At 69.3% G+C, this 24,870-nt stretch carries 27 protein-coding genes and 1 pseudogene; 11 read left to right on the plus strand and 17 right to left on the minus strand.

From position 1 onward, the window contains the following. The first annotated feature begins 353 nt into the window (after positions 1–353). Complete coding sequence (locus tag ACF66B_RS02460; protein WP_162683144.1) at positions 354–968, plus strand: invasion associated locus B family protein; 615 nt, start codon at positions 354–356, stop codon at positions 966–968. 63 nt (positions 969–1,031) lie between these two features. Here ACF66B_RS02460 and ACF66B_RS02465 read toward each other — a convergent pair whose 3' ends face one another. Genes ACF66B_RS02465 through ACF66B_RS02480 form a run of 4 tightly spaced genes read right to left on the minus strand, consistent with a single transcriptional unit; the run spans position 1,032 to position 5,348 of the window. Next, positions 1,032–2,249: a beta-ketoacyl-[acyl-carrier-protein] synthase family protein gene (locus ACF66B_RS02465; protein WP_111428414.1), complete on the minus strand. Its 1,218-nt coding sequence runs from the start codon at positions 2,247–2,249 to the stop codon at positions 1,032–1,034. 1 nt (position 2,250) lies between these two features. Next, positions 2,251–2,526 carry an acyl carrier protein gene (locus tag ACF66B_RS02470; protein WP_111428413.1) on the minus strand — a complete coding sequence of 92 codons (276 nt, stop codon included), beginning with the start codon at positions 2,524–2,526 and terminating at the stop codon, positions 2,251–2,253. A gap of 35 nt (positions 2,527–2,561) precedes the next feature. Further along, positions 2,562–3,647, minus strand: coding sequence for a UDP-3-O-(3-hydroxymyristoyl)glucosamine N-acyltransferase (gene lpxD, locus ACF66B_RS02475; RefSeq protein ID WP_111428412.1), 1,086 nt, complete (start codon positions 3,645–3,647; stop codon positions 2,562–2,564). A 24-nt stretch (positions 3,648–3,671) separates the two neighbouring features. Continuing rightward, the gene (locus ACF66B_RS02480; RefSeq protein WP_162683143.1) at positions 3,672–5,348 is read right to left on the minus strand and encodes a L,D-transpeptidase family protein; all 1,677 of its coding nucleotides are present in this window, start codon (positions 5,346–5,348) and stop codon (positions 3,672–3,674) included. Positions 5,349–5,652: 304 nt separating this feature from the next. Here ACF66B_RS02480 and ACF66B_RS02485 point away from each other — a divergent pair, with 304 nt between their 5' ends. Continuing rightward, positions 5,653–6,210 carry a DUF882 domain-containing protein gene (locus tag ACF66B_RS02485; RefSeq protein WP_111428410.1) on the plus strand — a complete coding sequence of 186 codons (558 nt, stop codon included), beginning with the start codon at positions 5,653–5,655 and terminating at the stop codon, positions 6,208–6,210. An 80-nt stretch (positions 6,211–6,290) separates the two neighbouring features. Here ACF66B_RS02485 and ACF66B_RS02490 read toward each other — a convergent pair whose 3' ends face one another. The 9 genes and pseudogenes from ACF66B_RS02490 to nrdR all read right to left on the minus strand — a co-directional run bounded on the left by ACF66B_RS02490 (position 6,291) and on the right by nrdR (position 13,962). After that, positions 6,291–7,322, minus strand: coding sequence for a sodium:calcium antiporter (locus ACF66B_RS02490; RefSeq protein ID WP_111428409.1), 1,032 nt, complete (start codon positions 7,320–7,322; stop codon positions 6,291–6,293). A gap of 129 nt (positions 7,323–7,451) precedes the next feature. After that, the gene (locus ACF66B_RS02495; protein ID WP_392663915.1) at positions 7,452–8,717 is read right to left on the minus strand and encodes a glutamate-5-semialdehyde dehydrogenase; all 1,266 of its coding nucleotides are present in this window, start codon (positions 8,715–8,717) and stop codon (positions 7,452–7,454) included. After that, a complete protein-coding gene (proB, locus tag ACF66B_RS02500) occupies positions 8,714–9,856 on the minus strand; it encodes a glutamate 5-kinase (protein WP_111428407.1) in 1,143 nt (380 codons plus the stop codon). The genes ACF66B_RS02495 and proB overlap by 4 nt, the downstream gene beginning before the upstream one ends. Next, positions 9,844–10,881: a GTPase ObgE gene (obgE, locus tag ACF66B_RS02505; RefSeq protein WP_111428406.1), complete on the minus strand. Its 1,038-nt coding sequence runs from the start codon at positions 10,879–10,881 to the stop codon at positions 9,844–9,846. Before obgE ends, proB begins: the two co-directional genes overlap by 13 nt. Positions 10,882–10,905: 24 nt before the next feature. Beyond that, on the minus strand, positions 10,906–11,481 hold the full coding sequence (locus ACF66B_RS02510) for a GNAT family N-acetyltransferase (protein ID WP_111428405.1): 576 nt from the start codon (positions 11,479–11,481) through the stop codon (positions 10,906–10,908). Between the two features lie 77 nt (positions 11,482–11,558). Beyond that, on the minus strand, positions 11,559–11,828 hold the full coding sequence (gene rpmA / locus ACF66B_RS02515; RefSeq protein ID WP_111428404.1) for a 50S ribosomal protein L27: 270 nt from the start codon (positions 11,826–11,828) through the stop codon (positions 11,559–11,561). Positions 11,829–11,854: 26 nt separating this feature from the next. Further along, positions 11,855–12,166 (minus strand): annotated as a pseudogene (gene rplU, locus ACF66B_RS02520) (50S ribosomal protein L21); the annotation flags it as partial. Between the two features lie 213 nt (positions 12,167–12,379). After that, positions 12,380–13,486 (minus strand): bifunctional diaminohydroxyphosphoribosylaminopyrimidine deaminase/5-amino-6-(5-phosphoribosylamino)uracil reductase RibD, encoded by a 1,107-nt coding sequence (gene ribD, locus ACF66B_RS02525; RefSeq protein WP_392663921.1) that lies wholly within the window; start codon positions 13,484–13,486, stop codon positions 12,380–12,382. 5 nt (positions 13,487–13,491) lie between these two features. After that, the gene (gene nrdR / locus ACF66B_RS02530) at positions 13,492–13,962 is read right to left on the minus strand and encodes a transcriptional regulator NrdR (RefSeq protein ID WP_111428402.1); all 471 of its coding nucleotides are present in this window, start codon (positions 13,960–13,962) and stop codon (positions 13,492–13,494) included. A gap of 265 nt (positions 13,963–14,227) precedes the next feature. Here nrdR and ACF66B_RS02535 point away from each other — a divergent pair, with 265 nt between their 5' ends. From ACF66B_RS02535 to ACF66B_RS02550, 4 genes are all read left to right on the plus strand, one after another. Continuing rightward, positions 14,228–15,076: a DMT family transporter gene (locus ACF66B_RS02535; protein WP_111428401.1), complete on the plus strand. Its 849-nt coding sequence runs from the start codon at positions 14,228–14,230 to the stop codon at positions 15,074–15,076. Positions 15,077–15,176: 100 nt separating this feature from the next. Next, a complete protein-coding gene (gene metK, locus ACF66B_RS02540) occupies positions 15,177–16,346 on the plus strand; it encodes a methionine adenosyltransferase (RefSeq protein ID WP_111428400.1) in 1,170 nt (389 codons plus the stop codon). A gap of 28 nt (positions 16,347–16,374) precedes the next feature. After that, positions 16,375–17,103 (plus strand): tRNA (guanine(46)-N(7))-methyltransferase TrmB, encoded by a 729-nt coding sequence (locus tag ACF66B_RS02545; RefSeq protein WP_111428399.1) that lies wholly within the window; start codon positions 16,375–16,377, stop codon positions 17,101–17,103. A gap of 213 nt (positions 17,104–17,316) precedes the next feature. After that, positions 17,317–17,715: a lysozyme inhibitor LprI family protein gene (locus ACF66B_RS02550; RefSeq protein WP_111428398.1), complete on the plus strand. Its 399-nt coding sequence runs from the start codon at positions 17,317–17,319 to the stop codon at positions 17,713–17,715. A gap of 34 nt (positions 17,716–17,749) precedes the next feature. Here the strand turns inward: ACF66B_RS02550 and preA are convergent, their stop codons facing one another. The 4 genes from preA to ACF66B_RS02570 all read right to left on the minus strand — a co-directional run bounded on the left by preA (position 17,750) and on the right by ACF66B_RS02570 (position 21,948). After that, positions 17,750–19,051 (minus strand): NAD-dependent dihydropyrimidine dehydrogenase subunit PreA, encoded by a 1,302-nt coding sequence (gene preA / locus ACF66B_RS02555; protein WP_111428397.1) that lies wholly within the window; start codon positions 19,049–19,051, stop codon positions 17,750–17,752. Positions 19,052–19,100: 49 nt separating this feature from the next. Next, positions 19,101–19,922, minus strand: a complete 822-nt coding sequence (locus ACF66B_RS02560; protein ID WP_111428396.1) for a class I SAM-dependent methyltransferase — start codon at positions 19,920–19,922, stop codon at positions 19,101–19,103. A 61-nt stretch (positions 19,923–19,983) separates the two neighbouring features. Then, complete coding sequence (locus tag ACF66B_RS02565; RefSeq protein WP_111428395.1) at positions 19,984–20,523, minus strand: DedA family protein; 540 nt, start codon at positions 20,521–20,523, stop codon at positions 19,984–19,986. A gap of 66 nt (positions 20,524–20,589) precedes the next feature. Then, positions 20,590–21,948: an NAD(P)-dependent oxidoreductase gene (locus ACF66B_RS02570; protein WP_111428394.1), complete on the minus strand. Its 1,359-nt coding sequence runs from the start codon at positions 21,946–21,948 to the stop codon at positions 20,590–20,592. A 193-nt stretch (positions 21,949–22,141) separates the two neighbouring features. Here ACF66B_RS02570 and ACF66B_RS02575 point away from each other — a divergent pair, with 193 nt between their 5' ends. From ACF66B_RS02575 to ACF66B_RS02595, 5 genes are read left to right on the plus strand one after another with little or no spacing between them, the layout of a single operon-like run. After that, positions 22,142–22,981 carry an urease accessory protein UreD gene (locus ACF66B_RS02575; protein ID WP_111428393.1) on the plus strand — a complete coding sequence of 280 codons (840 nt, stop codon included), beginning with the start codon at positions 22,142–22,144 and terminating at the stop codon, positions 22,979–22,981. Between the two features lie 24 nt (positions 22,982–23,005). Beyond that, the gene (locus ACF66B_RS02580; RefSeq protein WP_111428392.1) at positions 23,006–23,308 is read left to right on the plus strand and encodes an urease subunit gamma; all 303 of its coding nucleotides are present in this window, start codon (positions 23,006–23,008) and stop codon (positions 23,306–23,308) included. 12 nt (positions 23,309–23,320) lie between these two features. Continuing rightward, positions 23,321–23,578 carry a DUF1272 domain-containing protein gene (locus ACF66B_RS02585; RefSeq protein ID WP_111428391.1) on the plus strand — a complete coding sequence of 86 codons (258 nt, stop codon included), beginning with the start codon at positions 23,321–23,323 and terminating at the stop codon, positions 23,576–23,578. Next, positions 23,575–23,883, plus strand: coding sequence for an urease subunit beta (locus tag ACF66B_RS02590; RefSeq protein ID WP_111428390.1), 309 nt, complete (start codon positions 23,575–23,577; stop codon positions 23,881–23,883). Before ACF66B_RS02585 ends, ACF66B_RS02590 begins: the two co-directional genes overlap by 4 nt. Before the next feature lie 23 nt (positions 23,884–23,906). Continuing rightward, positions 23,907–24,866, plus strand: a complete 960-nt coding sequence (locus ACF66B_RS02595; protein ID WP_111428389.1) for a hypothetical protein — start codon at positions 23,907–23,909, stop codon at positions 24,864–24,866. The last annotated feature ends 4 nt before the right edge of the window (positions 24,867–24,870 follow it).

Below are 24,870 nucleotides of genomic sequence, written 5' to 3' on the forward strand. Positions count from 1 at the left end.
CTTGTGCGGCGCAGCATGGATTCTGGCGCTTGACCGGAAAAACCGGCTGCTTTAGGTTCAGGGCCTGACGTTCGGCCAGTCCGACAGGGAACACAACGCAGAAAACTGCGGAAAAAGGGTACCGATCGCGGTACCCTTTTTTATTGCGGAGCTACCGCCCGGGCGCCGTTCTTCATCACGATACATCCCGTCTTCTGCGGCGCTCCTTCCGGGCTTCGGGCGCGGGGCCGCGTTATCCTCGCGCGCCACCCTGCGCCCCCAGACCGTTGACAGCCGGAGGGGGGAGTGACATGCCCGTGGGAGGTCTGAACCCATGAAACCAGAAGACAGGACCCGAGCAGAACATGCGACCCATGAGATCTAGACTGGCGGCGCTTTCCCTTTCCACGGCGCTTGCGCTGAGCGCGGCGCTGGCACCTGCATTTGCCCAGGAGGCCGGGACCGAGGCGCCCGCCGCACCGGCCGCACCGGCGCCGGCAGCGCCCGCCCCCGAGGCCGCTCCGGCCGGAGATCCCGCCGCGGCCGAGATGCGGATCAAGCTGCGCGAGAGCCATGGCGACTGGGAGGTGCGCTGCGCGCCGGACGAGAGCGAATGCTTCATGTATCAGCTCGCGCGCGATGCCCAGAACAACCCGGTGGCCGAGCTCAATATCGTGCGTCTGCCCGAGGGCGCGCCCGCGGTGGCCGGTGTCACCGTGCTCACCCCGCTCGGCACGCTGCTCCGGCCCGGCCTCGCCGTGCAGATCGACGGCGGCGAGAAGCGCTCCTTCCCCTTCACCTGGTGCGATGCCGCCGGATGCTTCGCGCGCTTCGCGCTCGATACCGCGTCGATCGAGGCCTACCAGAAGGGCACCACGGCCAAGCTCACGCTCTTCTCCGTCGGGGCGCCGGGCACGCCGGTCGAGCTCAATGTCTCGCTGAAGGGCTTCACGGCCGCGCTCGACTCGATCGAGCCGCTGAAGCAGTAATCCCGCGAACCCGCCGCCCGCGCCGAAGCCCGGCGCGGGCGGCGAAATTCCGGGCCAGGCCCTCTATTCCGCCGGGGTCAGGACCAGGACGGCGTTGAGCCCGCCGAAGGCGAAGGCGTTGGTCATCACCGCACCGACACGCGCCTCGCGGGCCACGTTCGGCACCACATCGAGATCGCATTCGGTATCCGGCTCGTCATAGCCGATGGTGGGCGCGATCACGCCGTCGCGGAGCGCCATGATGCAGGCGAGCAGCTCGACCGCGCCGGTGCCGCCGATCAGGTGGCCGTGCATGGATTTGGTCGACGAGATCATCAAGCTGTCGGCATGGGGGCCGAAGACCTCGCGCACCGCGGCGCATTCGGTGCGGTCGTTCGCCGCCGTGCCGGTGCCGTGGGCATTGATGTAGCCGATGGCCTCGGGCGCGAGGCCCGCGCTGCGGAGCGCCCCCCGCATGGCCCGGATCGCGCCCTTCATGTTGGGCATGACGATGTCGGACGCATCAGAAGTCATCGCGAAGCCTTTGACTTCGGCGAGAATTTCGGCGCCGCGGGCGAGCGCGTGATCGCGCTCCTCGAAGACGAAGACGGCCGCGCCCTCGCCCTGGACCATGCCGTTGCGGGTCCTGGAGAACGGCCGGCAGCCATCGCGCGAGAGAACGCGCAGCCCCTCCCAGGCCTTGATCCCGCCGAAGCAGAGCATGCTCTCGCTGCCGCCGGTGACGACGGCGCGGGCCTCGCCGGAGCGGATCAGCCGGAAGGCCTCGCCCATCGCGTGGTTCGAGGATGAGCATGCGGTGGAGACGGTGAAGGACGGCCCCTGGAGGTTGTGGACCATCGAGACGTGGCTTGCGGCGGCATTGTTCATCAGCCGCGGCACCACGAAGGGATGCACCCGGTTCTTCCCCTCCTGGTAGACCAGGCGGTAGTTCTCGTCCTGGGTGCCGAGCCCGCCGCCGGAGGTGCCGAGCACCACGCCCGACTGTTCGGCAAGCTCGCCGTCGAAGACGAGGCCGGACTGGGCGATCGCCTCGCGGGCGGCCAGCAGCGCGAACTGGGTGAACCTGTCGTAGAGCGTCAGTTCCTGCCGGGAGAAATGCGCCTGCGGATCATAATCGCGGACCTGGCCGCCGATCGTGATGGAGAGGCGATCGACATCCGGGAACTCGAGCGGCCCGATGCCGCAGAGGCCCTCACGCATTCCGCGCATCGTTTCATCGGCACTCCGGCCAAGGGCGTTGAAGGCCCCCTGGCCGGTAATCACTACCCGGCAGTCTGACACGTCAGTGCTTCGCGGCGATCAGTTTTTCGACGGCGGCCACGATGGATCCGACGGAGCTGATATCGAATTCACCACTGTCCGGTTCGTTTGCGTTGAACGGCACCTGGATGTCGAAGCTCTCCTCGATCGCGAAGACCGCCTCGACAAGCCCGAGGGAATCGATGCCGAGATCCTCGAGCGTCGCATCACTGGACACGTCGGCCGGGTTCATCACGGCCTGCTCGGCAAGGATCGCGACGACCCTGTCCTTCACGGCTTCCTTAACTGCATCTGACATGTCCCCTCCATCGGTCGACCATGGCTCGCGATGATCTACTCGTTCCGATCCGCTTTTGAAACTGGTTTTTGCACCGCCACGAGCTTCTCGATGACCCGCGGCAGACGTCGCAGGGCCTTGTACATCTCGACATTGCGCTCCATCGGCACGGCGGGATAGCCCATCATCACCCGGTTGGGCGGCACGTTGCTCGCGACGCCGGAGTTGCCGGTGATGATGGAATTGGCACCGATCACCAGATGATCGGCCAGGGCGGCCTTGCCGCCGAGCACCACGCGGTCGTGGATCACCGTGCTGCCGCCGATCGCGACATGGCCGCAGACGAGGCAGGTCTCGCCGATCTTCACGTTGTGGCCGATCTGCACGAGGTTGTCGATCTTGGTGCCGTTGCCGATGCGGGTGTCGGCGACGGTGCCGCGGTCGATGCAGGAATTGGCGCCCACCTCGACGTCATCGCCGATGACCACGGCGCCGAGCGAGTTGATGCGCACGTAGGAGGCCTGATCCTCGGCGGTGATGGCGCCGGTCGCGCGCGCCTCCTCGACATGGCCGGGAACGGGGGTGACGAAGGAGAACCCGTCGCCGCCGATCACCGCGCCGGGCTGGGCGATGAAGCGCTCGCCGATGCGGACGCGGGCACAGAGGCGCACGCCCGGGTGGAGCAGCGCATCCGCCCCGAGCACGACATCCTCGGAAATCGAGACATGGGAGAGGATGCGGGCGCGCGGCCCGATCTTCGCCCGCGCGCCGATCACCACGAAGGGGCCGATGGCCGCACCCTCGCCGATCTCGGCACTGGGGTCGATCACGGCGCTCGGGTGGATGCCCGGTGCGAGCCCGATCGGATGGTCGAAGACGCGGGTGACCCCGGCCAGGACATAGCGCGGCCGGGGCGCGAAGATCGCAGCCCCGAGGCCAAGCGCCTGCCAGTCGGCGCCGGGCCAGAGGATGGCGCTCCGTGCCGCGCCCTTGGCGAGATCGGCCGCGAAGGCCTGGTCCATCGCCAGCGCGATCTCGTCGGCGCGGGCGGAGGCCGGTTCGGAGGCGCCGGCGATCGCGAGCCCCCCGTCTCCGGCAACCTCTCCGCCGATGGCGGTGGCGAGTTCAGCGACGGTGATCATGTTCCTGCTCCCCGGACCGGCGGCTCAGCCCTGCGCCGCATCGGGCAGGCTCACGCCCTTCGCCTCGAGCGCGCGGAAGACCTCGCCGTCGCGGCCGTAGATGTCGGCGCGGTACTGGATGGTGCCATCAGGATCGGCCCAGGCGGAGCGATACATTATATATACCGGCAGCGGCTGATCGAGATAGACGTAGCGCTCCGACTTGGCGGCGAGCCAGCCGTCGATGCTGGCCTGCGGATCGGGCACCTGGCCCTTGAGCAGCACCTCGGCGAGCTCGATCGGCTCCTGAAGCCGGATGCAGCCGTTGGAGAAGGCGCGGGCATCCTTCACGAAGAGCTCGCGATGCGGCGTGTCGTGAAGATAGATCGAGAACTGGTTGGGAAACATGAACTTCACCCGGCCGAGCGCATTGGCCGAATTGGGGTTCTGCTTCACCCGGAACGGGAAGTTCTCGGCCGTGTACTGGTTGAAGTTCACGAGCTTCGGATTGATCTCGACGCCCGAGCGGGTGAAGAGGCGCATGTTGCTCCGCGCGAGCACGGTCGGATCCTTGCGCAGCTTCGGGAGATACACCCGCGTCGCGATGCTGTCGGGGATGTGCCAGGTGGGGTTCACCACCATGTAGGTCATCTCGTCGGAGAACTCGGGCGTGCGGGTCTCGGCGGCATTGCCGACCACCGCGCGCGAGGACCAGGGGATATTGCCATGATCGAGCAGCACGACGGAGAAATCGGGGATGTTCACCTCGATGCGGCGGGCACCGAGATCGTGGTTCATCCAGCGCAGGCGCTCGAGATTGACCACGACCTGCTCGAGGCGATCCTCGGGGCTGGCGTTCAGCGCATCGATCGTCCGCCGACCTGCGACGCCATCGTCAACAAGGCCGTTATCCTTCTGGAACCGCTTCACTTCCGCCTCGAGCCCGGGATCGAAGGCCGAGGCAGCGGCGGCGGTTTCGACCGCTGCGGGCGCGGCGTCGTCGACCGCGGCCTGCGCGGTTTCGGGGCCATAGCCGAGGCGCGCGAGCCGGGCGCGGAGATCGGCCACGCGCGGGCTGCTTTCGCCGACGTGGAGCGTCGGGCCGGCGGGCACGGGCGCGCCCCAGGCATCGGTCCCGAGGAGCCCTTCGAGACGCGCCTTCTCGGCCATCAGGGCCCGGTAATCCGGGTCCTGCGGCTCGGCGGCGCGCAGCACCTCGCTCACCGAGCCGTCCGAGAGCCGGGCGAGCAGCGCCGCGGCGGTGGCGCGCTTCGGCTTCACGTTGATCTCGGGGTCGATGTCGAGCGGCCGGACGATGCCGGCGGAGAGATCGCCGGTGAAGCGGATGTAGGTCCGGGTCGCGGCAACCTCGAGCTTGGGGCTGCCCACCATGCCGGGCTCGCCGGCGAGGAGCTGGAGCGCATCGGCGTCGTAGCGGAAGAACGGCAGGCCCTGGGCGTCGGCCTGTTCGACCGAGGCCTCGAGCGTGGCGAGCGGGCTGCCCTCGCCCGCGTTCCAGAACGGCCGGTAGTCGCGGCTGGCGTAAAAGCCGTCGATCGCGGCGCGGGTGGTCTCGTCGAGCCCTGCGGTCTCGTGCGCGAGCCCGTCGCGGAAGGCGATGGCGTCTGCGGAAAGCCCCGTCGCCGTGGCCTGCGGCACGGCCGCGGCTGCGGGCGGGGCCGCGTCCTGGGCCATGGCGCCTTGCGCCAGGGTGCCGACCATCAGCGATATCCCCAAGGCACGCGCAACCGTGTCCACTCTCATTCCTGCCTCTCGACGTCTTGCCTGATCGGGGGACTCTAGCTTGACCGCAGCGCCGAAACAAGCGCTGCGCCGGCGCGCATCTTCACGATCCGGCCAGCTTTGCTGCGCAGGCTAACGATCCGTTAACCGGTTTCAAGTTTTTCTCTTCCCCATCGGCAGCCGTCAAAGAAGGCTTGGAAAGATCGCGTTCCTGTGGCATCAAAACATCAGAGCGCAGGCAAAAGTCGCTCATCGAGCAAGAAACCAGAGGCAGTGAACAAAAATGGGCAGTGAAGGATTCCGTCCGTCCAGACGAACGTTATTGGGCATCTTTGCAGGACTCTGCACCGTTGCAGCCGCGCCGGTCTATTCGCGTGCACCCGGATTTCTCCGCAAGGCGGGCGATGCCCGGCGGGTGCGCATGTATAGCCAGCGGACAGGAGAGTCCATCGATACCGTCTACTACGTGAACGGGCGATACATCAAGGAAGTCATGCAGGAAATCAGTTATTTCATGCGGGACTGGCGCCAGAATGCGATGCTGAACTACGATCCGCACAACGTGGACATCCTCGCGGCGACGCAGAAGATGATGGACACCGAGGAGCCCTACCTGCTCATCTCGGGCTATCGCACGCCGAAGACCAACAAGATGCTGCGCGGTGCGGCCAGCAACTCCTTCCACATGAAGGCGATGGCGGCGGATGTGCGGCTCCGCAGCCGGTCGGTGAAGCAGATCTCCGGCGCGGCGCTGGCCTGCAATGCGGGCGGCGTGGGGACTTACAACCGCTCGAACTTCGTTCACATGGATTGCGGCCCGGTGCGCACCTGGCGCGGCTGATCCTTTCGGACAATCAGGTGTCTCAACGGCCGGCCTCGCGCCGGCCGTCGTATTTTCGGGAACGGTAACCGCAGAGGCGCTCATAGCAGCGCCTGGAGGCCGACGGCCCCGCCGTAGATCCCGAGCAGTGCCGCGCTCTCGAGGCCGATCCCGGCGGGCCCCTCGCGCTGGCGCATGAGGAGGCCGAGGGTGAGGACGGCGGTCATCACCAGGCCCACGGCAAGCCAGAAGAGGTCGTCCGCGCCGATCGCGTGATAGAGCGAACCCTCGCGATAGCCCAGATCGGACACCGTCAGAAACAGCACGTCGAAGGTGTTGCCGCCAATGATCCCGCCGACCGCGAGCTGAAGCGCGCCGCGCCGGACAGCGGCAAGCGTTGTCACCAGCTCGGGGAGCGAGGTGACAACGGCGGTCAGAAGCGCGCCGACGAGCGAGGCCCGCAGCGCGAAACGGTCGATCGCGGCCCCCGCCACGCCGGCCACCAGCCAGCCCGATACCCCCATGACGAGCATGAGAGCGGCGAATCGGAGCAACAGGGCACGGGTCTCCTGCCCGCCGGTTTCGGGCTCCTCGGGGGAATCGCGGCGGGTTTCGCGGGTCTCGACCGGCACCCACATCGGCACTTCGCGGGCGTCCCGCACCAGGCGGAGGCTGCCCAGATAAATCAAAAACAAGATAATCGACATCGGGTGGATGCCCCAGACGCTGACCTCGGGGCCGGTGCGGGCGAGAATCGGCAGGGCCAGAAGCAGCATGAGCACGACGCCCTGGAGCACATTGGCAAGCTCGGCGGCGGCATGTTCGAGATTCGCGCGACGGTAGAGAAGATCGGCCACCGCAAGAAACGCCGTCTGGGCGGCGATTCCCCCGACGGCATTCGAGAAGGCGAGCGAGGCGCGGCCATCGAGGGCGGATGTGAAGGAGACGATGGTGCCCGAAAGCGATGTTGCAGCGCCGAGAAGGACGCCGCCGACGAGGGCTTCGCCGAGCCCCGTGCGGTCGGCGATCCGGTCGGCAAGCCCGGTCATGCGCAGCCCGCAGATGAGGATCAGCGCCCCGGCAATGGCGAAGATCGCGGCGAGGGCCCCGAGCGGGGCGGTGGCAAAAGACATTCTCTCTCCCGGCCGTTCAGTGATCCTGCGCGGCCCGCATGACGGGCGATCACAGACCTAACGGGCGGGAGAGGAGCCACGTTCCCTTCCCCGCCGGATTAATCCCGGCCGGAGAAGGGCTCTGGCGTCTCAGGCGCGGGTGATCCCGTCGCCTTCGACGATGTATTTGAAGCTCGTGAGCTGCTCGGCGCCGACCGGGCCGCGGGCGTGGAGCTTGCCGGTGGCGATGCCGATCTCGGCGCCCATGCCGAATTCGCCGCCATCGGCGAACTGGGTCGAGACGTTGCGCATGATGATGGCGCTGTCGAGGGCGGCGAAGAAGCGTTCGGCGGCGGCATCATCCTCGGTGATGATGCAATCGGTGTGGTGCGAGCCGTAGCGGCGGATATGGGCGATGGCGCCCTCCACCCCGTCGACGACCCGCGCCGCGATCACCAGATCGAGGAACTCTCGCCCCCAGTCGCCCTCTTCCGCCGGGGAAACGCCTTCCAGCCCGAGGAGATCGGAATCGCCGCGCACATCGACGCCTGCGGCCACCAGATCGGTGATGAAGGGCGCGCCATAGGCCTCGAAGAAGGCGCGATCCACCAGCAGGCATTCGGCGGCGCCGCAGATGCCCGGACGGCGGGTCTTGGCGTTGAGGATGACCCGGCGCGCCTTGTCGAGATCGGCGGCCTTGTCGACGTAGATGTGCACGATGCCCTCGAGATGGGCGAAGACCGGCACGCGGGCGTCGGCCTGCACGCGCGCCACGAGGCCCTTGCCGCCGCGGGGCACGATCACGTCGATGTAGTCGGTCATCGCCAGCATCTCGCCCACCGCGGCGCGGTCGGTCGTCGGCACGAGCTGGATCGCGGCCTCGGGCAGCCCGGCGGCGCGCAGGCCGGCCTGAAGGGCCGCATGGATCGCGCGCGAGGAATTGAGGCTTTCCGAGCCGCCGCGCAGGATCGCGGCATTGCCCGCCTTGAGGCAGAGGGCGCCGGCATCCGCGGTGACGTTGGGGCGGCTCTCGAAGATCACGCCGATCACCCCGATGGGGGTGCGGACGCGGCGGATGTGGAGGCCCGTGGGGCGATCCCATTCCGACAGCACCTCGCCGATCGGATCGGGCTGGGCCGCGATGGCGCGCAGGCCGGAAACGATACCCGCCACGCGATCATCGGTGAGCAGGAGCCGGTCGAGCATGGCCCCGGAGAGGCCCTTTTCGCGCGCGGCCGCCATGTCGCGCGCATTGGCCGCAAGGATGTCGGGCGTCGTGGCCTCGACGGCCTCCGCCGCGGCCTCAAGCGCCAGACGCTTCTGGTCCGGAGTGGCGACAGCAAGGCTTGCGCTCGCGGATTTCGCCTTGCGACCAATATCTTGCATCAAGGAACTGATGTCGGACATTACATTCATTTCGGCCCCCCCTTACGCATGACCATGTCGTCCCGGTGCACGATCGCGGCGCGGCCGGGATACCCGAGCAGATCGGCGATCTCGCTCGATCGGTGCCCCATTATGATTCTCGCCTCGGTCACATCATATCCCGCGAGCGCCTTGGCGACCACCTCGCCCGCCCCGTTGATGATCTCCACCGGATCGCCGCGCGAGAAGCTGCCTTCGGTGCCGGTGACGCCGGCGGGCAGGAGCGACTTGCCGCGGGCAAGTGCCGCGGCGGCGCCCTCATCGACCATGATGCGGCCACGCGGCTTCATGCCGGTGATCCAGCGCTTGCGGGCCGCCTGCGGATCGCCGTCAGGCTCGAACCAGGTGCAGGGCGCGCCCTCGATCAGCGCGGTGATCGGACGGGGCTGCGCGCCAAGTGTGATCGCCATGGCGCAGCCGCCCGCGGTGGCTGCCCTGGCGGCGAGCACCTTGGTCTTCATCCCGCCGCTCGAGAGCGCCGAGCCGGTACCGCCCGCCATCGCCTCGATCGCGGGCGTGATGACCGCGACGCTGTCGAGGCGCCGGGCGGTGGGATCGATGCGCGGATTGCCGGTATAGAGCCCGTCCACGTCCGAGAGCAGCACGAGGATGTCGGCGCCCGCCATGGTGGCGACCTGCGCTCCGAGGCGGTCGTTGTCGCCGTAGCGGATCTCGTCGGTTGCGACGGTGTCGTTCTCGTTCACGATCGGCACGGTGCCGAGGCTGAGCAGCATGTCGAGCGTGCGGCGCGAATTGAGATAGCGCCGGCGGTTCTGGCTGTCCTCGAGCGTCACCAGCACCTGGGCGGTGGTGATGCCATGGGGCGCGAGCACGCTTTCATAGGCGCGCGCGAGCCGGATCTGGCCGACGGCCGCCGCCGCCTGGCTCTGCTCGAGCGCGAGCACGATTTCGGGCAGGTGCAGCACCCGGCGGCCGAGCGCGATCGAGCCCGAGGAGACGATCACCACTTGCTTGCCCTGGTTGCGCAGCATCGCGACGTCTTCCGCGAGCGCCTCGAGCCAGGCGAGGCGGACCTCGTCGGTTTCGGTGGAAACGAGCAGCGCCGAGCCGATCTTTATGACGATCCGGTGCGCCCGCGCGAGCCTTTCGGCCGAGCTCAGGGCGTCCATGGTGCGGAATCCGCCTCCTCCGCCTGCACCTCCGTCCGCTCGGCGCGGATCTCGGTGCGGAGCGCGCGCAGCACCTCCTGCACGCCCTTGCCGGTCGCCCCCGAGAGCCGGTGGACCTTCAGGCCGGACGCCTCGGCGAGTGCTGCGGCGGCGTCCTCGACGGCCTCCTCGTCGAGCGCGTCGATCTTGTTGAGCGCGAGGATGCGGGGTTTGCCGGAGAGCACCTCGCCATAGGCCTCGAGCTCGTGGAGGATCACCCGGTAATCTTCCACCAGCGTCTCCGACGTGCCGTCGACGAGATGAAGCAGCACGGCGCAGCGCTCGACATGACCGAGGAAGAGATCGCCAAGGCCCCTGCCCTCATGCGCGCCCTCGATCAGGCCCGGAATGTCGGCCATCACGAATTCCGCCCCGTCGACGCCGACGACGCCGAGATTGGGGTGGAGCGTGGTGAAGGGGTAGTCGGCGATCTTCGGACGGGCGTTGGAGACCGCCGAGAGGAAGGTGGACTTGCCCGCGTTCGGCAGGCCGACGAGGCCCGCGTCCGCGATGAGCTTGAGCCGCAGCCAGACCGTGCGCTCGACACCCTCCTGGCCGGGATTGGCATGCCGCGGCGCCTGGTTGGTCGAGGTCTTGAAGTGGAGGTTGCCGAAACCGCCGTTGCCGCCCCTGGCGAGCAGCACCCGCTCGCCGACGCGGGTGAGATCGGCGACGAGGGTTTCCTCGTCCTCCTCGAGGATCTCGGTGCCGACCGGGACATGGAGCACGATGTCGTCGCCGGACTTGCCGGTGCGCTGGCTGCCCATGCCATGCTGGCCGTTCTTGGCGAAGAAATGCTGCTGGTAGCGGAAGTCGATGAGGGTGTTGAGCCCCTCGACCGCCTCGGCCCAGACATCGCCGCCGCGGCCGCCGTCGCCGCCGTTGGGGCCGCCGAATTCGATGAACTTCTCGCGCCGGAAGCTCACGCAGCCGTTGCCGCCGGAACCGGAGCGAATTTGCACGCGGGCGAGATCGAGGAACTTCAAGGGATCATGTCTCCGGCCTGGTCGTCAGGCAATGCCGCTCGCGCGGCGATAGAGGAAGGTGGGCACCATGGCGCCGCGCGCGACCGAGTGGGTCTCGCCTGCGCCCATATAGGTGAAGCCCGTGCGCATGAGAACCCGGATCGAGGCGGCATTGTCCTGGAAGACCTGGGCGGTGATGGTGTGGATGCCCCAGCGCCCGGCGGCCTCGCAGATCGTGCGCACGGACTCGCTCGCGTAGCCCGTGCCCCAGACCGCGGGGGCGACCCAGTAGGCGATCTCGGCGCTGCCGTCACCGGCGGGGCGCAGGCTCACGAGGCCGATGAGGCTGTTGGTGCGGATCGTGCCGTCCTCCGGGATCTCCTCCACCGCACCGCCGATCACGATGGCCCAGTAGTGGATCGGGCTCGAGGGCGAAAGCGCCCGCTCGACGAAGGCTTCGGCCTGACCGGGCGGATAGGGATGCGGGATATGCGCCGTCATCCGGGCGACGCGGGCATCGCTCGCGTAAAGCGCGAGCAGGGCCGCGTCCGAACGGCACAACCGGCGCAGACGCAGGCGCGCGGTTGCGATCTCGCTCTCGATCGGTGCGACGAGCGCCATGGGTGAACCCTCCTCCCAAACGAGCAAAGGCCGGCGCAGGGGCCGGCCTCCACACGAAAATCTTTGCCGGCAGGCTCTTATTCCGCGGCTTCGGCCTGCGGACGCACCGAAATGAAGGTGCGGCCCTTGAAGCCCTTGTGGAAGGAAACCTGGCCTTCCTCAATGGCGAAGATCGTGTGGTCGCGGCCCATGCCGACGCCCGTGCCCGGCCACCACTTGGTGCCGCGCTGGCGGGCAAGGATGTTGCCGGGGACGACGGCTTCGCCGCCGAATTTCTTGATGCCGAGACGGCGACCGGCGCTGTCGCGACCGTTGCGGGAAGAACCGCCTGCCTTCTTGTGTGCCATGGAGCTCTCTCCTCAGTTCAGTTGGCGGAGGTCACGATGTCGGTGATCCGCACGCGGGTCAGATACTGCCGGTGGCCGCGCTTGCGCTGCGACGAATGCTTGCGGCGGCGCTTCACGAAGGAAATCACCTTCGGGCCGCGATACTGCTCGAGCACCTCGGCCTTCACCGCAGCACCCTCGACGAGGGGCGCACCGACGGTGAGGGTGTCGCCACCCACCATCAGGATCTGATCGAATTCGACGGCCGCGCCGGCATCTGCCGCCAGCTTCTCGACCGTAAGAACGTCGTTGACGGCGACCTTGTACTGCTTGCCGCCCGTCTTGATTACCGCGAACATCCGCGTTTTTCCTTCTATCCCGTGCCGCGTCCTCGAGGCCCCGGTTTCCCGGTGTTCGTGCGGGAGGCGAAGCCACCCGCGCCCGTTAACTGCGCGCCCTGTTCAAGCGAATTACCCCCGCATGGCCGCTGCCTGCCGGGAGCGGGCTATATCGCGGAGGCGCGCGGCAAAGTCAAGCGGGCGTCGGGATTTTCATCCGCCCCCGGCGCCGGCTCAGCGGCGGCGCCAGTCCGAGCGCACATCGGGGCCGACCTGGCGCACCGAGGTGAGGCGGAAGCGGGGCGCGAGCTGGAGCGTGTCGATCTCCATCGGCCCGACCGAGGCAACGCCCTCGTCGCCAAGCGCCATGCCCGCGCTGAAGAGGACGATCTCGTCGACGAGCCCCGCGTGGAGCAGCGCCGCCGAGAGCCGCCCGCCGCCCTCGCAGAGGATGCGGGTGAGGCCGCGGTCGCCGAGCTTCTGGAGCATCGCGGAGAGGTTGAGCTGGCCATCGGGCTGGAACGGCACGACGATGAGCTCGGCGCCCCTCTCGGCCCAGGCCTCGATGCGCGATGTCTCAGCCTCGGCATGGTGGCAGAGCCAGAGCGGCACCTCGCGGGCGCTTTCGGCGAGATAGCTGTTGCGCGAGAGATTGAGGCCGCCGGTGACCGCGACCCGGATCGGATCGGCGCGTTCGATGCCGAGCTCGCGCACGTCGAGCCGCGGGTTGTCGCTCCGCACCGTCCCGGCGCCGACCAGCACCGCATCGGACTGGGCGCGCATCAGATGAACCTCGGAGCGGGCGCGCGGGCCGGTGATCCAGCGGCTTTCGCCGGTGGCGGTGGCGATGCGCCCGTCGAGGCTGGCGGCGAGCTTGAGCGTGACCATCGGGCGGCCCGAGGTGATCCGCGAGAGAAAGCCGCGATTGAGCGTCACCGCCTCGCCCGCGAGGCAGCCGATCGAGACCTCGATTCCGGCCTCGCGCAGAAGCGCGGCCCCCCGGCCGTTCACCCGCGGGTCCGGATCCTCGATCGCGATGACAACGCGGGCCACCCCGGCCGCGATCAGCGCCTCGGTGCAGGGCGGCGTCTTGCCGGTATGGGCGCAGGGCTCGAGCGTGACATAGGCGGTGGCGCCGCGCGCCGCTTCGCCCGCCTGGGCAAGCGCGATCGTCTCGGCATGGGGGCGGCCGCCGTCGGCGGTATGGCCGCGCCCGACGACGCGCCCGTCGCGCACCAGGATGCAGCCCACCGCCGGGTTGGGCCAGACACGGCCCAGACCACGCTGCGCCAGGCCGAGGGCCGCGCGCATCCAGCCCACGTCTTCGATTTGCTGGGACATTCTTGTCAATCGTCCTTGAGCGGCACGTCCGGACGCAGCTCTGCCACGAACTCCTCGAAGTCGTCGGCCGCCTGGAAATTCTTGTAGACCGAGGCGAAGCGCACATAGGCCACGGTGTCGATGCGCGCAAGAGTCTCCATCACGATCGCGCCGATCGTGTCGGAGGGGATATCCGTCTCCCCCATGGATTCCAGCCGCCGGACGATGCCGGAGATCATCTGGTCGAGCCGCTCGGCCTCGATGGGCCGCTTCTGCATCGCGATGCGGATGGAGCGTTCGAGCTTGTCGCGGTCGAAGGGCTCGCGCTTGTGGTTCTTCTTGACCACGACGAGGTCGCGCAGCTGCACGCGTTCATAGGTGGTGAACCGCCCGCCGCATGCCGGACAGAAGCGCCGGCGCCGGATCGAGACATGGTCCTCGGCCGGCCGGCTGTCCTTCACCTGGGTGTCGATGTTGCCGCAGAACGGACAGCGCATGAACGGGCCTCCGGAAATCCCTGTCGCCAAGTCCGGCCACTATAGGGCGGGGTCCATGGCTTGGGTAGGGGGAAGTTGTAGCCACAAGATCGGTGAATGGCGTCCACCAGTGGTGGCGATGCCTCGCAGGGGTCCGATAGCGGCCCCGGTTCCCAGCTTGCGGTCCGCCCGAAGCCCGGGTCAAGTGGCAGGGTGCCGGATTTCACCGGCGTGCCGGGCGGTGTTGCCCGAGTGCACATATTATATGTCAGGAGGCCCCTCCGAGATGTCGTCCGCCGTCTTCGCCGCCGTGATCCTCGCGGCCTTTCTCCACGCCGCCTGGAATTTCCTGGTCAAGCGCGGCGGGGATTCGGGGCTCGCGATGATTGCGGTCGTCACCGGGCATCTGCCCTTCGCCCTCGGCGCGCTGCTCGTCTTCCAGGCCCCGGCGCCGGAAAGCTGGCCCTTCATCGCGGCGAGCGCGGCGCTCCATGTCGGCTATCAGCTCTTCCTGCTCAACTCCTACCGGGTGGGGGATCTGACGCAGGTCTATCCCATCGCCCGCGGCGCGGCGCCGCTGATCGTGGCGGCGGTTTCGGTGAGCTTTCTCGGCGTCAGTCTCGGGCGCGGCGAGCTGATCGGGATCGCGATCATCGCCTGCGGCATCCTGAGCCTCGGCCTCGTGCGGCAGGCGGACGGGGTGCGCAACCATCGTGCCGCGGTGCTCGCGCTCGGAACCGGGTGTTTCATCGCGGCCTATTCGCTGGTCGACGGCACCGGCGCGCGGCTGGCGGGCACCGGGGTCGGGTTCTTCGCCTGGGCCTCGATCCTCAATGGGGTTGCGGTGCTGGCAGGCGCCGCGCTCTGGCGGCCCGGGCTCCTTGCGCGGCTGCCGCGGGAAGGCCTGCGGCCGATGCTTCTCGGCGGCGGGGCGTCCTTTGCCGCCTATGCGATCGTGGTATGGGCCTTCACCGAAGCCCCGATCGCGCTCGTGACCGCGCTTCGGGAGACGAGCATCGTCTTTGCCCTGCTCCTCGGGGTCTTCGCGCTCCGCGAGCGGCTCGATCTCGGCAAGGTCGTCTCGACCATGATGACGCTTGCCGGCGCGATCGTGCTCCGGGCGGCACGGCACTGAGGCCACCTAGGGCCCGCCGGCTTTGCGGCGTTGACCTCCCCTCCGGCCCTGCTTAGGGATACCGCAGCCAGCGCGGATACAACCGACGGAAGATGAGTGCATGACGTATCGGAGTGACTATCTCTTCACTTCAGAATCGGTGTCCGAGGGACATCCCGACAAGGTTTGCGACCGCATTTCGGATGCTGTCCTCGACAGCTTCCTGAGCGAGGATCCCGAAGCGCGCGTCGCCTGCGAGACCTTCGCGACGACGGACCGGGTGATCGTCGGCGGCGAGGTTCGCGGCGCGCCGGGGGTTCTGAGCCGAATCGAACAGATCGTGCGCGATTGCGTGCGCGACATCGGCTACGCGCAGAAGGGTTTCCACTGGGAAACGCTCGTGGTCCAGAACCTCATCCACGGCCAGTCCGCCCATATCGCGCAAGGGGTCGATGCGGCCGAGAACAAGGAAGAGGGTGCCGGCGACCAGGGCATCATGTTCGGCTATGCGGTCGACGAGACCCCGGTGCTGATGCCGGCCCCGATCCATTATGCCCATGCGATCCTCCGCCGCCTTGCCGAGGCGCGGAAGAGCGGCGCGGAGCCGCGGCTCGGGCCGGATGCGAAATCGCAGCTCACGCTGCGCTATGTCGACGGGATGCCGGTGGGCGTCGCGAGCCTCGTGCTCTCGACCCAGCATCTCGACGAGGAGATGAGCTCGGCGGATGTGCGCGAGATGATCGAGCCCTTCATCCGCGAGGTGCTGCCCGAGGGCTGGCTTACGGGCGAGACGGTCTGGCATGTGAACCCGACCGGCAAGTTCGTGATCGGCGGGCCGGACGGCGACGCGGGCCTGACCGGGCGCAAGATCATCGTCGATACCTATGGCGGCGCGGCCCCGCATGGCGGCGGCGCCTTCTCGGGCAAGGACCCGACCAAGGTGGACCGCTCGGCGGCCTATGCCGCGCGCTATCTCGCGAAGAACATCGTCGCCTCCGGGCTCGCGAAGCGCTGCGTGCTGCAGCTTTCCTATGCGATCGGGGTGGCGCGCCCGCTCTCGATCTATGCCGATACCTTCGGGACCGGCCAGGTGCCGGAGCCGGTGATCGAGGCGGCGGTGGCGAAGGTCATGGACCTCACCCCCAAGGGCATCCGCACCCATCTCGGCCTCAACAAGCCGATCTACCAGCGCACCGCCGCCTATGGCCATTTCGGCCGCGAGCCGGACAGCGAGGGGGGCTTCTCCTGGGAGCGCACCGACCTCGCCGACGCGCTTCGCGCTGCGGTCTGACCCCGGAAGAACGAGCCTGCCGAGAACAATGACCGATCACGACCCGATCCACGGGGCGGACCCCGCCCCGCACCGTCGCAAGCTTTACGGACGCCGCAAGGGCAAGGCGCTCCGGGCCACGCAGGAACGCCTGATGGCGGAGCTTCTGCCCGAGATCTGGGTGCCGGGCTTCGCCGGGGGCGAGGCGCCCGCCCCGCTCGATCCGGCCGCGCTCTTCGGCGGCCCGCGGCCGCTCTGGCTCGAGATCGGCTTCGGCGGCGGCGAGCATCTTGCGCATCAGGCGGCGCTGCATCCCGAAACCAGGTTCATCGGCTGCGAGCCCTTCGTCAACGGCGTCGCCATGCTGCTCGGCCGGATCGAGGCGGCGGGGCTTTCCAATGTCCGGGTTCATCCGGCGGATGCCCGCGACCTCATCGAGCGGCTGCCGGAGGGATCGGTCGGGCGGGTCTTCCTGCTCTATCCCGATCCCTGGCCCAAGGCGCGGCACCACCGGCGGCGCTTCATGAACCCCGACAATCTCGCGATGCTCGCCCGGGTGATGCCGTCGGGGGCGGAGCTGCGGGTTGCGAGCGACATCCCGGATTACGTGGAGCACGCGCTCGCGGCGGTGGCGGCCTGCGGGGCGCTTTTCGAGACGGTCGAGCCCGAGGCGCCGGACTGGAGCGTGGCCTGGAGCGACTGGCCCGGCACGCGCTACGAGGCCAAGGCGCTGAAGGCCGGGCGGACACCGCATTACCTGACCTTCCGGCGGCTCTAAGCCCGCGGGCCTCAGGCGTGAAAGCGGGGCGTTTCACCGTGAAAACCAAAAAATCGCATTGAAATAACTGGATTTTCCTAGTTAACATATCATGAACGGGGCCCGCGCCCGGCCCGATCGGCACCAGGGCGGGGGCGCCTTGCGGATTTCGCTTGAGCCCGGCGCGTGCGCGCGCAGACTGGTGCGACATGCCCCCCGAACGGAGCCCGCGCCATGACCGCCTTTCGCCTGACACTTCCCCTGCTCCTCGTCCCCCTGCTGCCGGCGGCGGCATCGGCCGATGCCGCGCTCGAATGCAGCCGGGGGCTGGGCTCGCAGGTCGAGATCGCCGATTGCGTCGCGGCGGCCGAGGCGACGGTTGACGAGACGGTCAACGCGGCCCTCGGGTTTGCGAAAGAGGCGGCGCAGGAGCTCGACGGGGTGACCGGGCGCCCGGTCTCCGTCCCGGCGCTCGAGGCAAGCCAGGTCGCATGGGCGGCCTATCGCGATGCGCAGTGCGACTATATCGGCGCGACCTATGGCGGCGGCTCCGGCTCGGGCATCGCGATCCGGTCCTGCCGGGTGGCGCTCGGGCGGGCGCGGGTCGCGGAGCTCATGGCCTCGATTCCCTGACCGCGCCTGACCGCGCGCGCCCGCCCGCCGAAGGCTATTCGGCGGCCCTGGCCATCGGGTTGTTGGGGTGCGTCGTCCAGTTGGCGTAGCCGGGCGAGACCTCCCTGCCCGTCCGCGGATCGGTCGTGCCGGGCGCCATGGCCTCCATGGAGATGCAGCCCTCCACCGGGCAGACATTGACGCAGAGGTTGCAGGCGACGCATTCCTCGTCCTTCACCTCGAAGACGCGGCCCTCCTTCATCGCGATCGCCTGATGGCTGGTGTCCTCGCAGGCGGCGAAGCAGCGGCCGCACTTGATGCAGAGATCCTGGTCGATCTTCGCCTTCGCGACGTAGTTGAGGTTGAGATACTGCCAGTCGGTGACGTTGGGCACGGCCCGGCCGCGGAAGGCGGCGAGATCGGCGTGGCCGGCATCGTCCATCCATTGCGCGAGCCCGGCGGCCATTTCCTGCACCACCTTGAAGCCGTAGGTCATGGCCGCGGTGCAGACCTGCACCGTGCCGCAGCCGAGCGCGATGAACTCGGCCGCGTCGCGCCATGTGGTGATGCCGCCGATGCCGGAGATCGGCAGGCCGCGGGTTTCGGCATCGCGGGCGATCTCGGCCACCATGTTGAGCGCGATGGGCTTCACCGCCGGGCCGCAGTAGCCGCCGTGGCTGCCCTTGCCGTCGATGGAGGGCTCCGGGCTGAAGGTGTCGAGATTGACCGAGGTGATCGAGCTCACGGTGTTGATGAGGCTGACCGCGTCCGCGCCGCCGGCCTTGGCCGCCCGCGCCGGGAAGCGGATGTCGGTGATGTTGGGGGTGAGCTTCACGATCACCGGCATGCGGGTGTGCGCCTTGCACCAGCGCGCCACCATCTCGATGTATTCCGGCACCTGACCGACGGCCGAGCCCATGCCGCGCTCGCTCATGCCGTGCGGGCAGCCGAAGTTGAGCTCGACGCCGTCGGCGCCGGTTTCCTCGACCAGCGGCAGGATCCCGCGCCAGCTTTCCTCGTCGCAGGGGACCATCAGGCTCACCACCATGGCGCGGTCGGGCCAGTCGCGCTTCACCGCCCTGATCTCGCGGAGGTTCACCTCGAGCGGGCGGTCGGTGATGAGCTCGATGTTGTTGAGCCCGAGGAGGCGGCGGTCGGCGCCCCAGATGGCGCCGTAGCGGGGGCCGTTCACGTTGACGATATGCGGGTCGAGCCCGAGGGTCTTCCACACCACGCCGCCCCAGCCGGCCTCGAAGGCGCGGCGGACGTTGTATTCCTTGTCCGTCGGCGGCGCCGAGGCGAGCCAGAACGGGTTGGGCGACTTGATGCCCAGGAAGTCGGATCTGAGATCGGCCATCGGCTCTTTCCTTTCTCGTCTGGTCCGGGCGGCGACGCGGACCGCAGGCTCACGCGGCTCCCTTGCGGAAGACCATCTCGACCGGGGCGATGTCGCCCGACTGAACGGCGGCGGTGAGGTTTGCGACCTTCTCGCGGGCGTTTGCCCCCATGATGACGGGCGGGCCGCCGGGGGCCCGGCCCTCGCGGATCGCCGCCTGCATCGCGGCGAAGAAGGCGCGCGCCACGTCGCTCCGGTCGGCTTCGCGTTCGGTGTGGAAGCCCGCGGCCCGCGCCGCCGCGCGGTAGGCATCCGGCGCGGAGAGGTGGGAGGCTGCGGGCGTTTCGGCCCATGGCACCGGATAGTCCGGGTGGCCCGGCCCGGTGCGCATGATGTCGTAGAGGGCAAAGCGGCCGCCGGGGCGCAGGACACGCGCCACCGCGGCGAAGAGGCCCTGCTTGTCGGCGATGTTCATCCCGACGTGGATGAGGGTCGCGAGATCGAAGCTCTCGGGGGCGAAGGGCATGCCGAGCGCGCTTCCCAGAACGAAGCGGCTGGTGCCGTCGCCGGCGATCTGCGACAGCCGGGTGGCCGCCGCGACGAAATCGGGCGTGAGGTCGAGGCCCGTCACCACCCAGCCGTAGCGCGCCGCCATGCGCCGCGCCGGGCCACCGATGCCGCAGCCGATATCGAGCACCTTGGTGCCGGGCGGCAGGCCCAGCGGGTCGAGCAGGCGCTCGGTCGCCTCGCCCTGACCGATGTGAAACTCGTCATGCGCGCGGATGTCGGCGGCGCCGATCTCCGCCTCGTCCTTGCCGATGGCGGCAACGATCCTCTCGAAGAGGTTCCGCTCGCCGTAGTGCCTGGCAACTTCCGCCTCGATCCCGTTCATGGCCGCCCCCTGTGCGCTCCCGAAGACTGTTCAGGATAGCACTGCCGGGCGACCGGCGCCGTCAGCTTCCCGTGACCGCGTGCCAGAGGTGGCCGAGGACGCCGCCGCCGAGCTCGCCGGATTTCGGGATCACATAGGCCCAGAGCAGCGCGCCGGGGAAGTTCGCGAGCTGGAAGCGCAGCGAGGGCATCATCGACATGCCGGCGGCGACGAAGACCACCGAGCGGATCGGGCCGAAGAAATGCCCGGCGAAGATCGCGCCGCCGCCCCAGCGCGCGAAGGCGCAGGTGCTGCGCTCCACCGCGCGGGGTTCGCGGTTGAGCGGCCAGAGCGCCAGCAGGTGGGAGCCGTAGCGGGCGCCGAGCCACCAGGAGAAGGTCGAACCGGCGAGCGCCCCGAGCGAGGCGCCGATCCAGATCGGCAGGAGGTGCAGGCTGCCGGTGGCGATCAGCCCGCCCACCGCGATGAAGATCATGGTGGAGGGCACGAGGATCGAGAGGAAGGCGAGCGTTTCGGCGAAGGCGAAGAGGAACGCCAGGTAGGGCGCCCAGCTCGCGTGGGCGGCCACGAAATCGACGACATGGCCGAGAAGCGCCTGCATGATGGTCCCTCCGGCGGGGCCGGCAACCGGCCCTCCCGGAATGCGCCGCCGCCCGCGCGCTCTTCATCAGCACAGCGCCCGGTGAATGTCCATGGCCGCGTCGCGCCCTTCGGCCACGGCCGTGACGGTGAGATCGTCGCCGCCCGCGGCGCAATCCCCCCCCGCCCAGACGCCGGGGACGCTGGTGCGGCCCGGCCCCTCGACGCGGATCTTGCCGCGTTCGGTCGCGAGGGTCTTGGGCAGTTTCCCGAGGCTCTGGCCGATGGCGGTGAAGACCTGGTCGGCGGCGAGGGTGAAGGTCTCGCCGGAGTCCATGAGGCCGTCCGGGGTTTCGATGACGCGGGCGAACTCGACGGCCGAGACCGCGCCGTTGCCCTTCAGCCGGAGCGGCACGGCGTTGCAGAGGATGCGCACGCCCGCATCCGTCGCGTGCTCCTGTTCGTGGCGGCTGGCGCTCATCCGCGCCTGCGCGCGGCGGTAGACGATCGTCACCTCCTCGGCGCCGAGGTATTTCGACTGCACCGCGGCGTCGATCGCGGTCATGCCGCCGCCGATGACGACGACGCGGCGGCCGACGGGCAGCGCGGAGAGATCCTCGGCCTGGCGCAGCTCGGCGATGAAATCGACCGCGGCGCGCAGGCCGGCCTTCTTGCGGCCCCGGACCTCGAGCGCGTTGACGCCGCCGAGCCCCATGCCGAGGAAGACCGCATCGTAGGACTTGCGGAGCGCGGCGAGCTTCACGTCGCGGCCGAGCGCGACGCCCTGGCGGATGGTGATGCCGCCGATGCCGAGCAGCCAGTCGAGCTCGGCCTGCGCGAAGCCCTCGGGCGCCTTGTAGGCGGCGATGCCGAACTCGTTGAGCCCGCCGGGCCGGGGGCGCGCGTCGAAGACCGCGACCTCGTGGCCGAGCATCGCGAGCCGGTGGGCGCAGGCGAGCCCCGCGGGGCCGGCGCCCACGACGGCGACGCGCTTGCCGGTGGCGGCGGCGCGGGAGAACGGGTGGCCGGGGCGGGCCATCATCGCATCGGTCGCGAAGCGCTGGAGCCGGCCGATCTCGACCGGCTTGCCCTCGGCCGCCTCGCGCACGCAAGCCTCCTCGCAGAGCGTCTCGGTCGGGCAGACGCGGGCGCACATGCCGCCGAGGATGTTCTGCGACAGGATGGTGCGGGCGGCGGCGAGCGGCTGCTCGGTGGCGATCTCGCGGATGAAGAGCGGGATGTCGATGGAGGTGGGGCATGCCGTGATGCAGGGCGCATCATGGCAGAAATAGCAGCGGTCGGCGGCGACCATGGCCTCGTGGGGCGTGAGGCGCGGCGCGATATCGGCAAAATTCGCGGCGATCGCCTCGGGTGGCAGGCGGCCCGCCGCGATGCCTGCGGCCGGAGCGGCCGTGCGGGAGCCTGAGGATCTGGGCTGGGACGACATTGGCCTCTCCTGGCGCGCAACCTTGCTTGGGAAAACGCTGGCACAGGCTTCGTTTTTTATCAATTGGTAAAATATTTCGCATGCATTCGGTCCGCCGGGTTGCCCATTTTGCGGGCAGGCGCGGCGCAAAGCCCGCCTGCGGAACGCTTCTTCATTGCACGCGGCGCGCGGCGGCGCCTAGATTTCCCCGGCCATGACCCAGACGATCCTGCCGCATATCGCCCCCGAGGGCCTGCAGCGCGCCCGCGGCCGGGCGGAGGTTGCGATGCGCGCGGACGGTGGCCGGACCCGGCTCGAACGGCTCTACCAGCAGGGCTGCGCCAAGGCGATCCTGCCCCGGAGCCACTCGCGGCTGCCCGAGGCCGTGCTCGTCAACACCTCGGGCGGCATCACCGGCGGCGACCGGCTCGACTATGTGATGACGGCGGGCGATGGCGCGGGGCTGGTGGTGACGACCCAGGCCGCCGAGCGGATCTACCGCGCCGCCTCGGGCGTCGGGCAGATCGAGACGCGGCTCACGCTCGGCGCGGGCGCGGAGCTCGCCTGGCTGCCGCAGGAGACCATCGTCTTCGAGGGCGGCGCGGTGGCGCGCCGGCTCGAGGTCGAGATGGCCGAGGATGCGCAGCTTACCGCGCTCGAGACCGTGGTGCTCGGCCGGGCGGCGATGGGCGAGCGGGTGACGGTGGGCCATATCTCCGACCAGTGGCGCATCCGGCGCGGCGGCCGGCTCGTCCATGCCGAGGCGCTGCGCGCGTCGGGCGATCTCGCGGCGGCGACGGCAGGCCCGGCGACGCTCGGCGGGGCGCGGGCCTTTGCGACCCTCATCCATGCCGCGCCGGGCGCCGCGGAGCGGATCGACGCGGTGCGCGCGCTGCTGCCCGAAGGCCCGGCCGTCCGGGCGGCGGCGAGCAGCAAGCCCGATCTTCTCATCCTGCGGTTCATTGCCCGCGACGCGGCCCCGTTGCGCGCGGCGCTGTTCCGTTTTCTCACCGCCTTCCGGCAGGACGCCTTGCCGCGCGTCTGGAGCCTCTAGACCCAAGGAGCCCGAGGACACCCGATGAACCTGACCCCCCGCGAGAAAGACAAGCTCCTCGTTTCGCTCGCCGCCATGGTCGCGCGCGGCCGGCTGGAGCGCGGCGTGAAGCTCAACCACCCCGAGGCGATCGCGCTCATCACCGATTTCGTCGTCGAGGGCGCGCGCGACGGCCGCTCGGTGGCCGATCTGATGGAAGCGGGCGCGCATGTGGTGTCCGTGAGCCAGTGCATGCCGGGCATCGCCGAGATGATCCACGACGTGCAGGTCGAGGCGACGTTTCCCGACGGCACCAAGCTCGTGACCGTTCATCACCCGATCCGCTGACGGAGGCGCGCGATGCTCGAATTGCGGCCCAACTGCGAATGCTGCGACCGGGATCTGCCGCCCGAGAGCCTCGAGGCGATGATCTGCACCTTCGAATGCACCTTCTGCCGGGACTGTGTCGAGGATACGCTCGGCGGCGTCTGTCCGAATTGCGGCGGCGGGTTCACGGCGCGGCCGATCCGGCCCAGGGCGGCGCTGGAGCGGCATCCGGCCTCGACGATCCGGGTGCTGAACGTATCGGGCTGCATGAAGACGGAGGAAAAGGCATGATACCGGGCGAGATCTTTCCGGCGGCGGGCGACATCACCCTCAATGCGGACCGCGAGGCGATCACGCTCACGGTCTCCAACACCGGCGACCGGCCGGTGCAGGTGGGCAGCCATTTCCATTTTGCCGAGACCAATCCCGGCCTCGATTTCGATCGCGCGGCGGCCCGCGGCATGCGGCTCGACATCGCGGCCGGCACCGCGGTGCGCTTCGAGCCCGGGCAGACGCGGGAGGTCGCGCTGGTGCCCTTCGGCGGCAAGCGCGAGGTCTACGGCTTCAACGGCAAGGTGATGGGCGCGCTCGACTGAGCGGCGCGGGCTGGCGGGTGGCCATGGCACGGAACGGCACGATACGGGGCGGCGGGCTCCGGGGCGTCTGCCTCGCGCTCGGGCTGCTGCCGGGGACTGCGTCGGCGCAGGAGACGCCCGAGCTCGCGGCCAAGGTCGATGCCTTCCTCGCCCGCGATGTGGCGGCGCAGGGCATGGCCCCGGCGCCGGACCGCAGCGTCTGGCGCGCCTTCGCCGATCTCGGCGGCACGCCGGTGCCCGAGGCGCTGGTGATCGTGTCCTCGCTCTGGGATTGCGGCACGCGGGGCTGCGCCGGCACGATCCTCGATCTGACCGGGCCGGAGGCGCGCAGCATCGGCGATTTCATCGCGCACGGCTTCACTCCGCTCGAGAGCCGGAGCAACGGCTGGCGCGAGGTCGACATGAACGGCGCGTTGCTGGCCTTCGACGGCACGCGCTATGTGGTGGCGATCCCCTCCGATCAGCGCCGGGCGATGCCGCCGCCGGCCGTGGCCGCGCCGGAGCCTGCTGCGCCGGCGGGCCGGGTTCCGCAGCAGCTGACCGGGGGCTATGCGACGCTCAGCCTCCAGTTTGCGCCGCTTGAGGGCGCGGGGGGCGCGCGGGAGAGCGAGGCGGTGACGGTGGCGGTCGGGGATGGCGTCGAGATCCCGAGCGCCACGGTGCTCAACACCCAAGGCACGCTGGCGGAGGGCATCGAGGTGTTCGATGTCGCGGTCGATTTCGGGCCGGACTGGGTGCGCGCCGATTTCCGCAACGCGGGCTCGGGCGTGATCCAGGCGGGCCGGTTCGCCGGCCCCGCGATCCGGTTTCATGGCACGCCGCCTGTCGAGATCACGCAGGCGCGGATCGAGGCCGAGACCTCGATGGCGGGGCTTACGCCCGAGCGGGTGCTCTTTGCCGGCGACAGCCTCTGGATCAACACCGCGGGCCTTGCCTACGGGCCGGACACGGTGATCCGCATCGGGCTCACGCTCGCGCCCTGAGCGC

Source organism: Amaricoccus sp. B4, assembly GCF_043226085.1.
Classification (GTDB): domain Bacteria; phylum Pseudomonadota; class Alphaproteobacteria; order Rhodobacterales; family Rhodobacteraceae; genus Amaricoccus.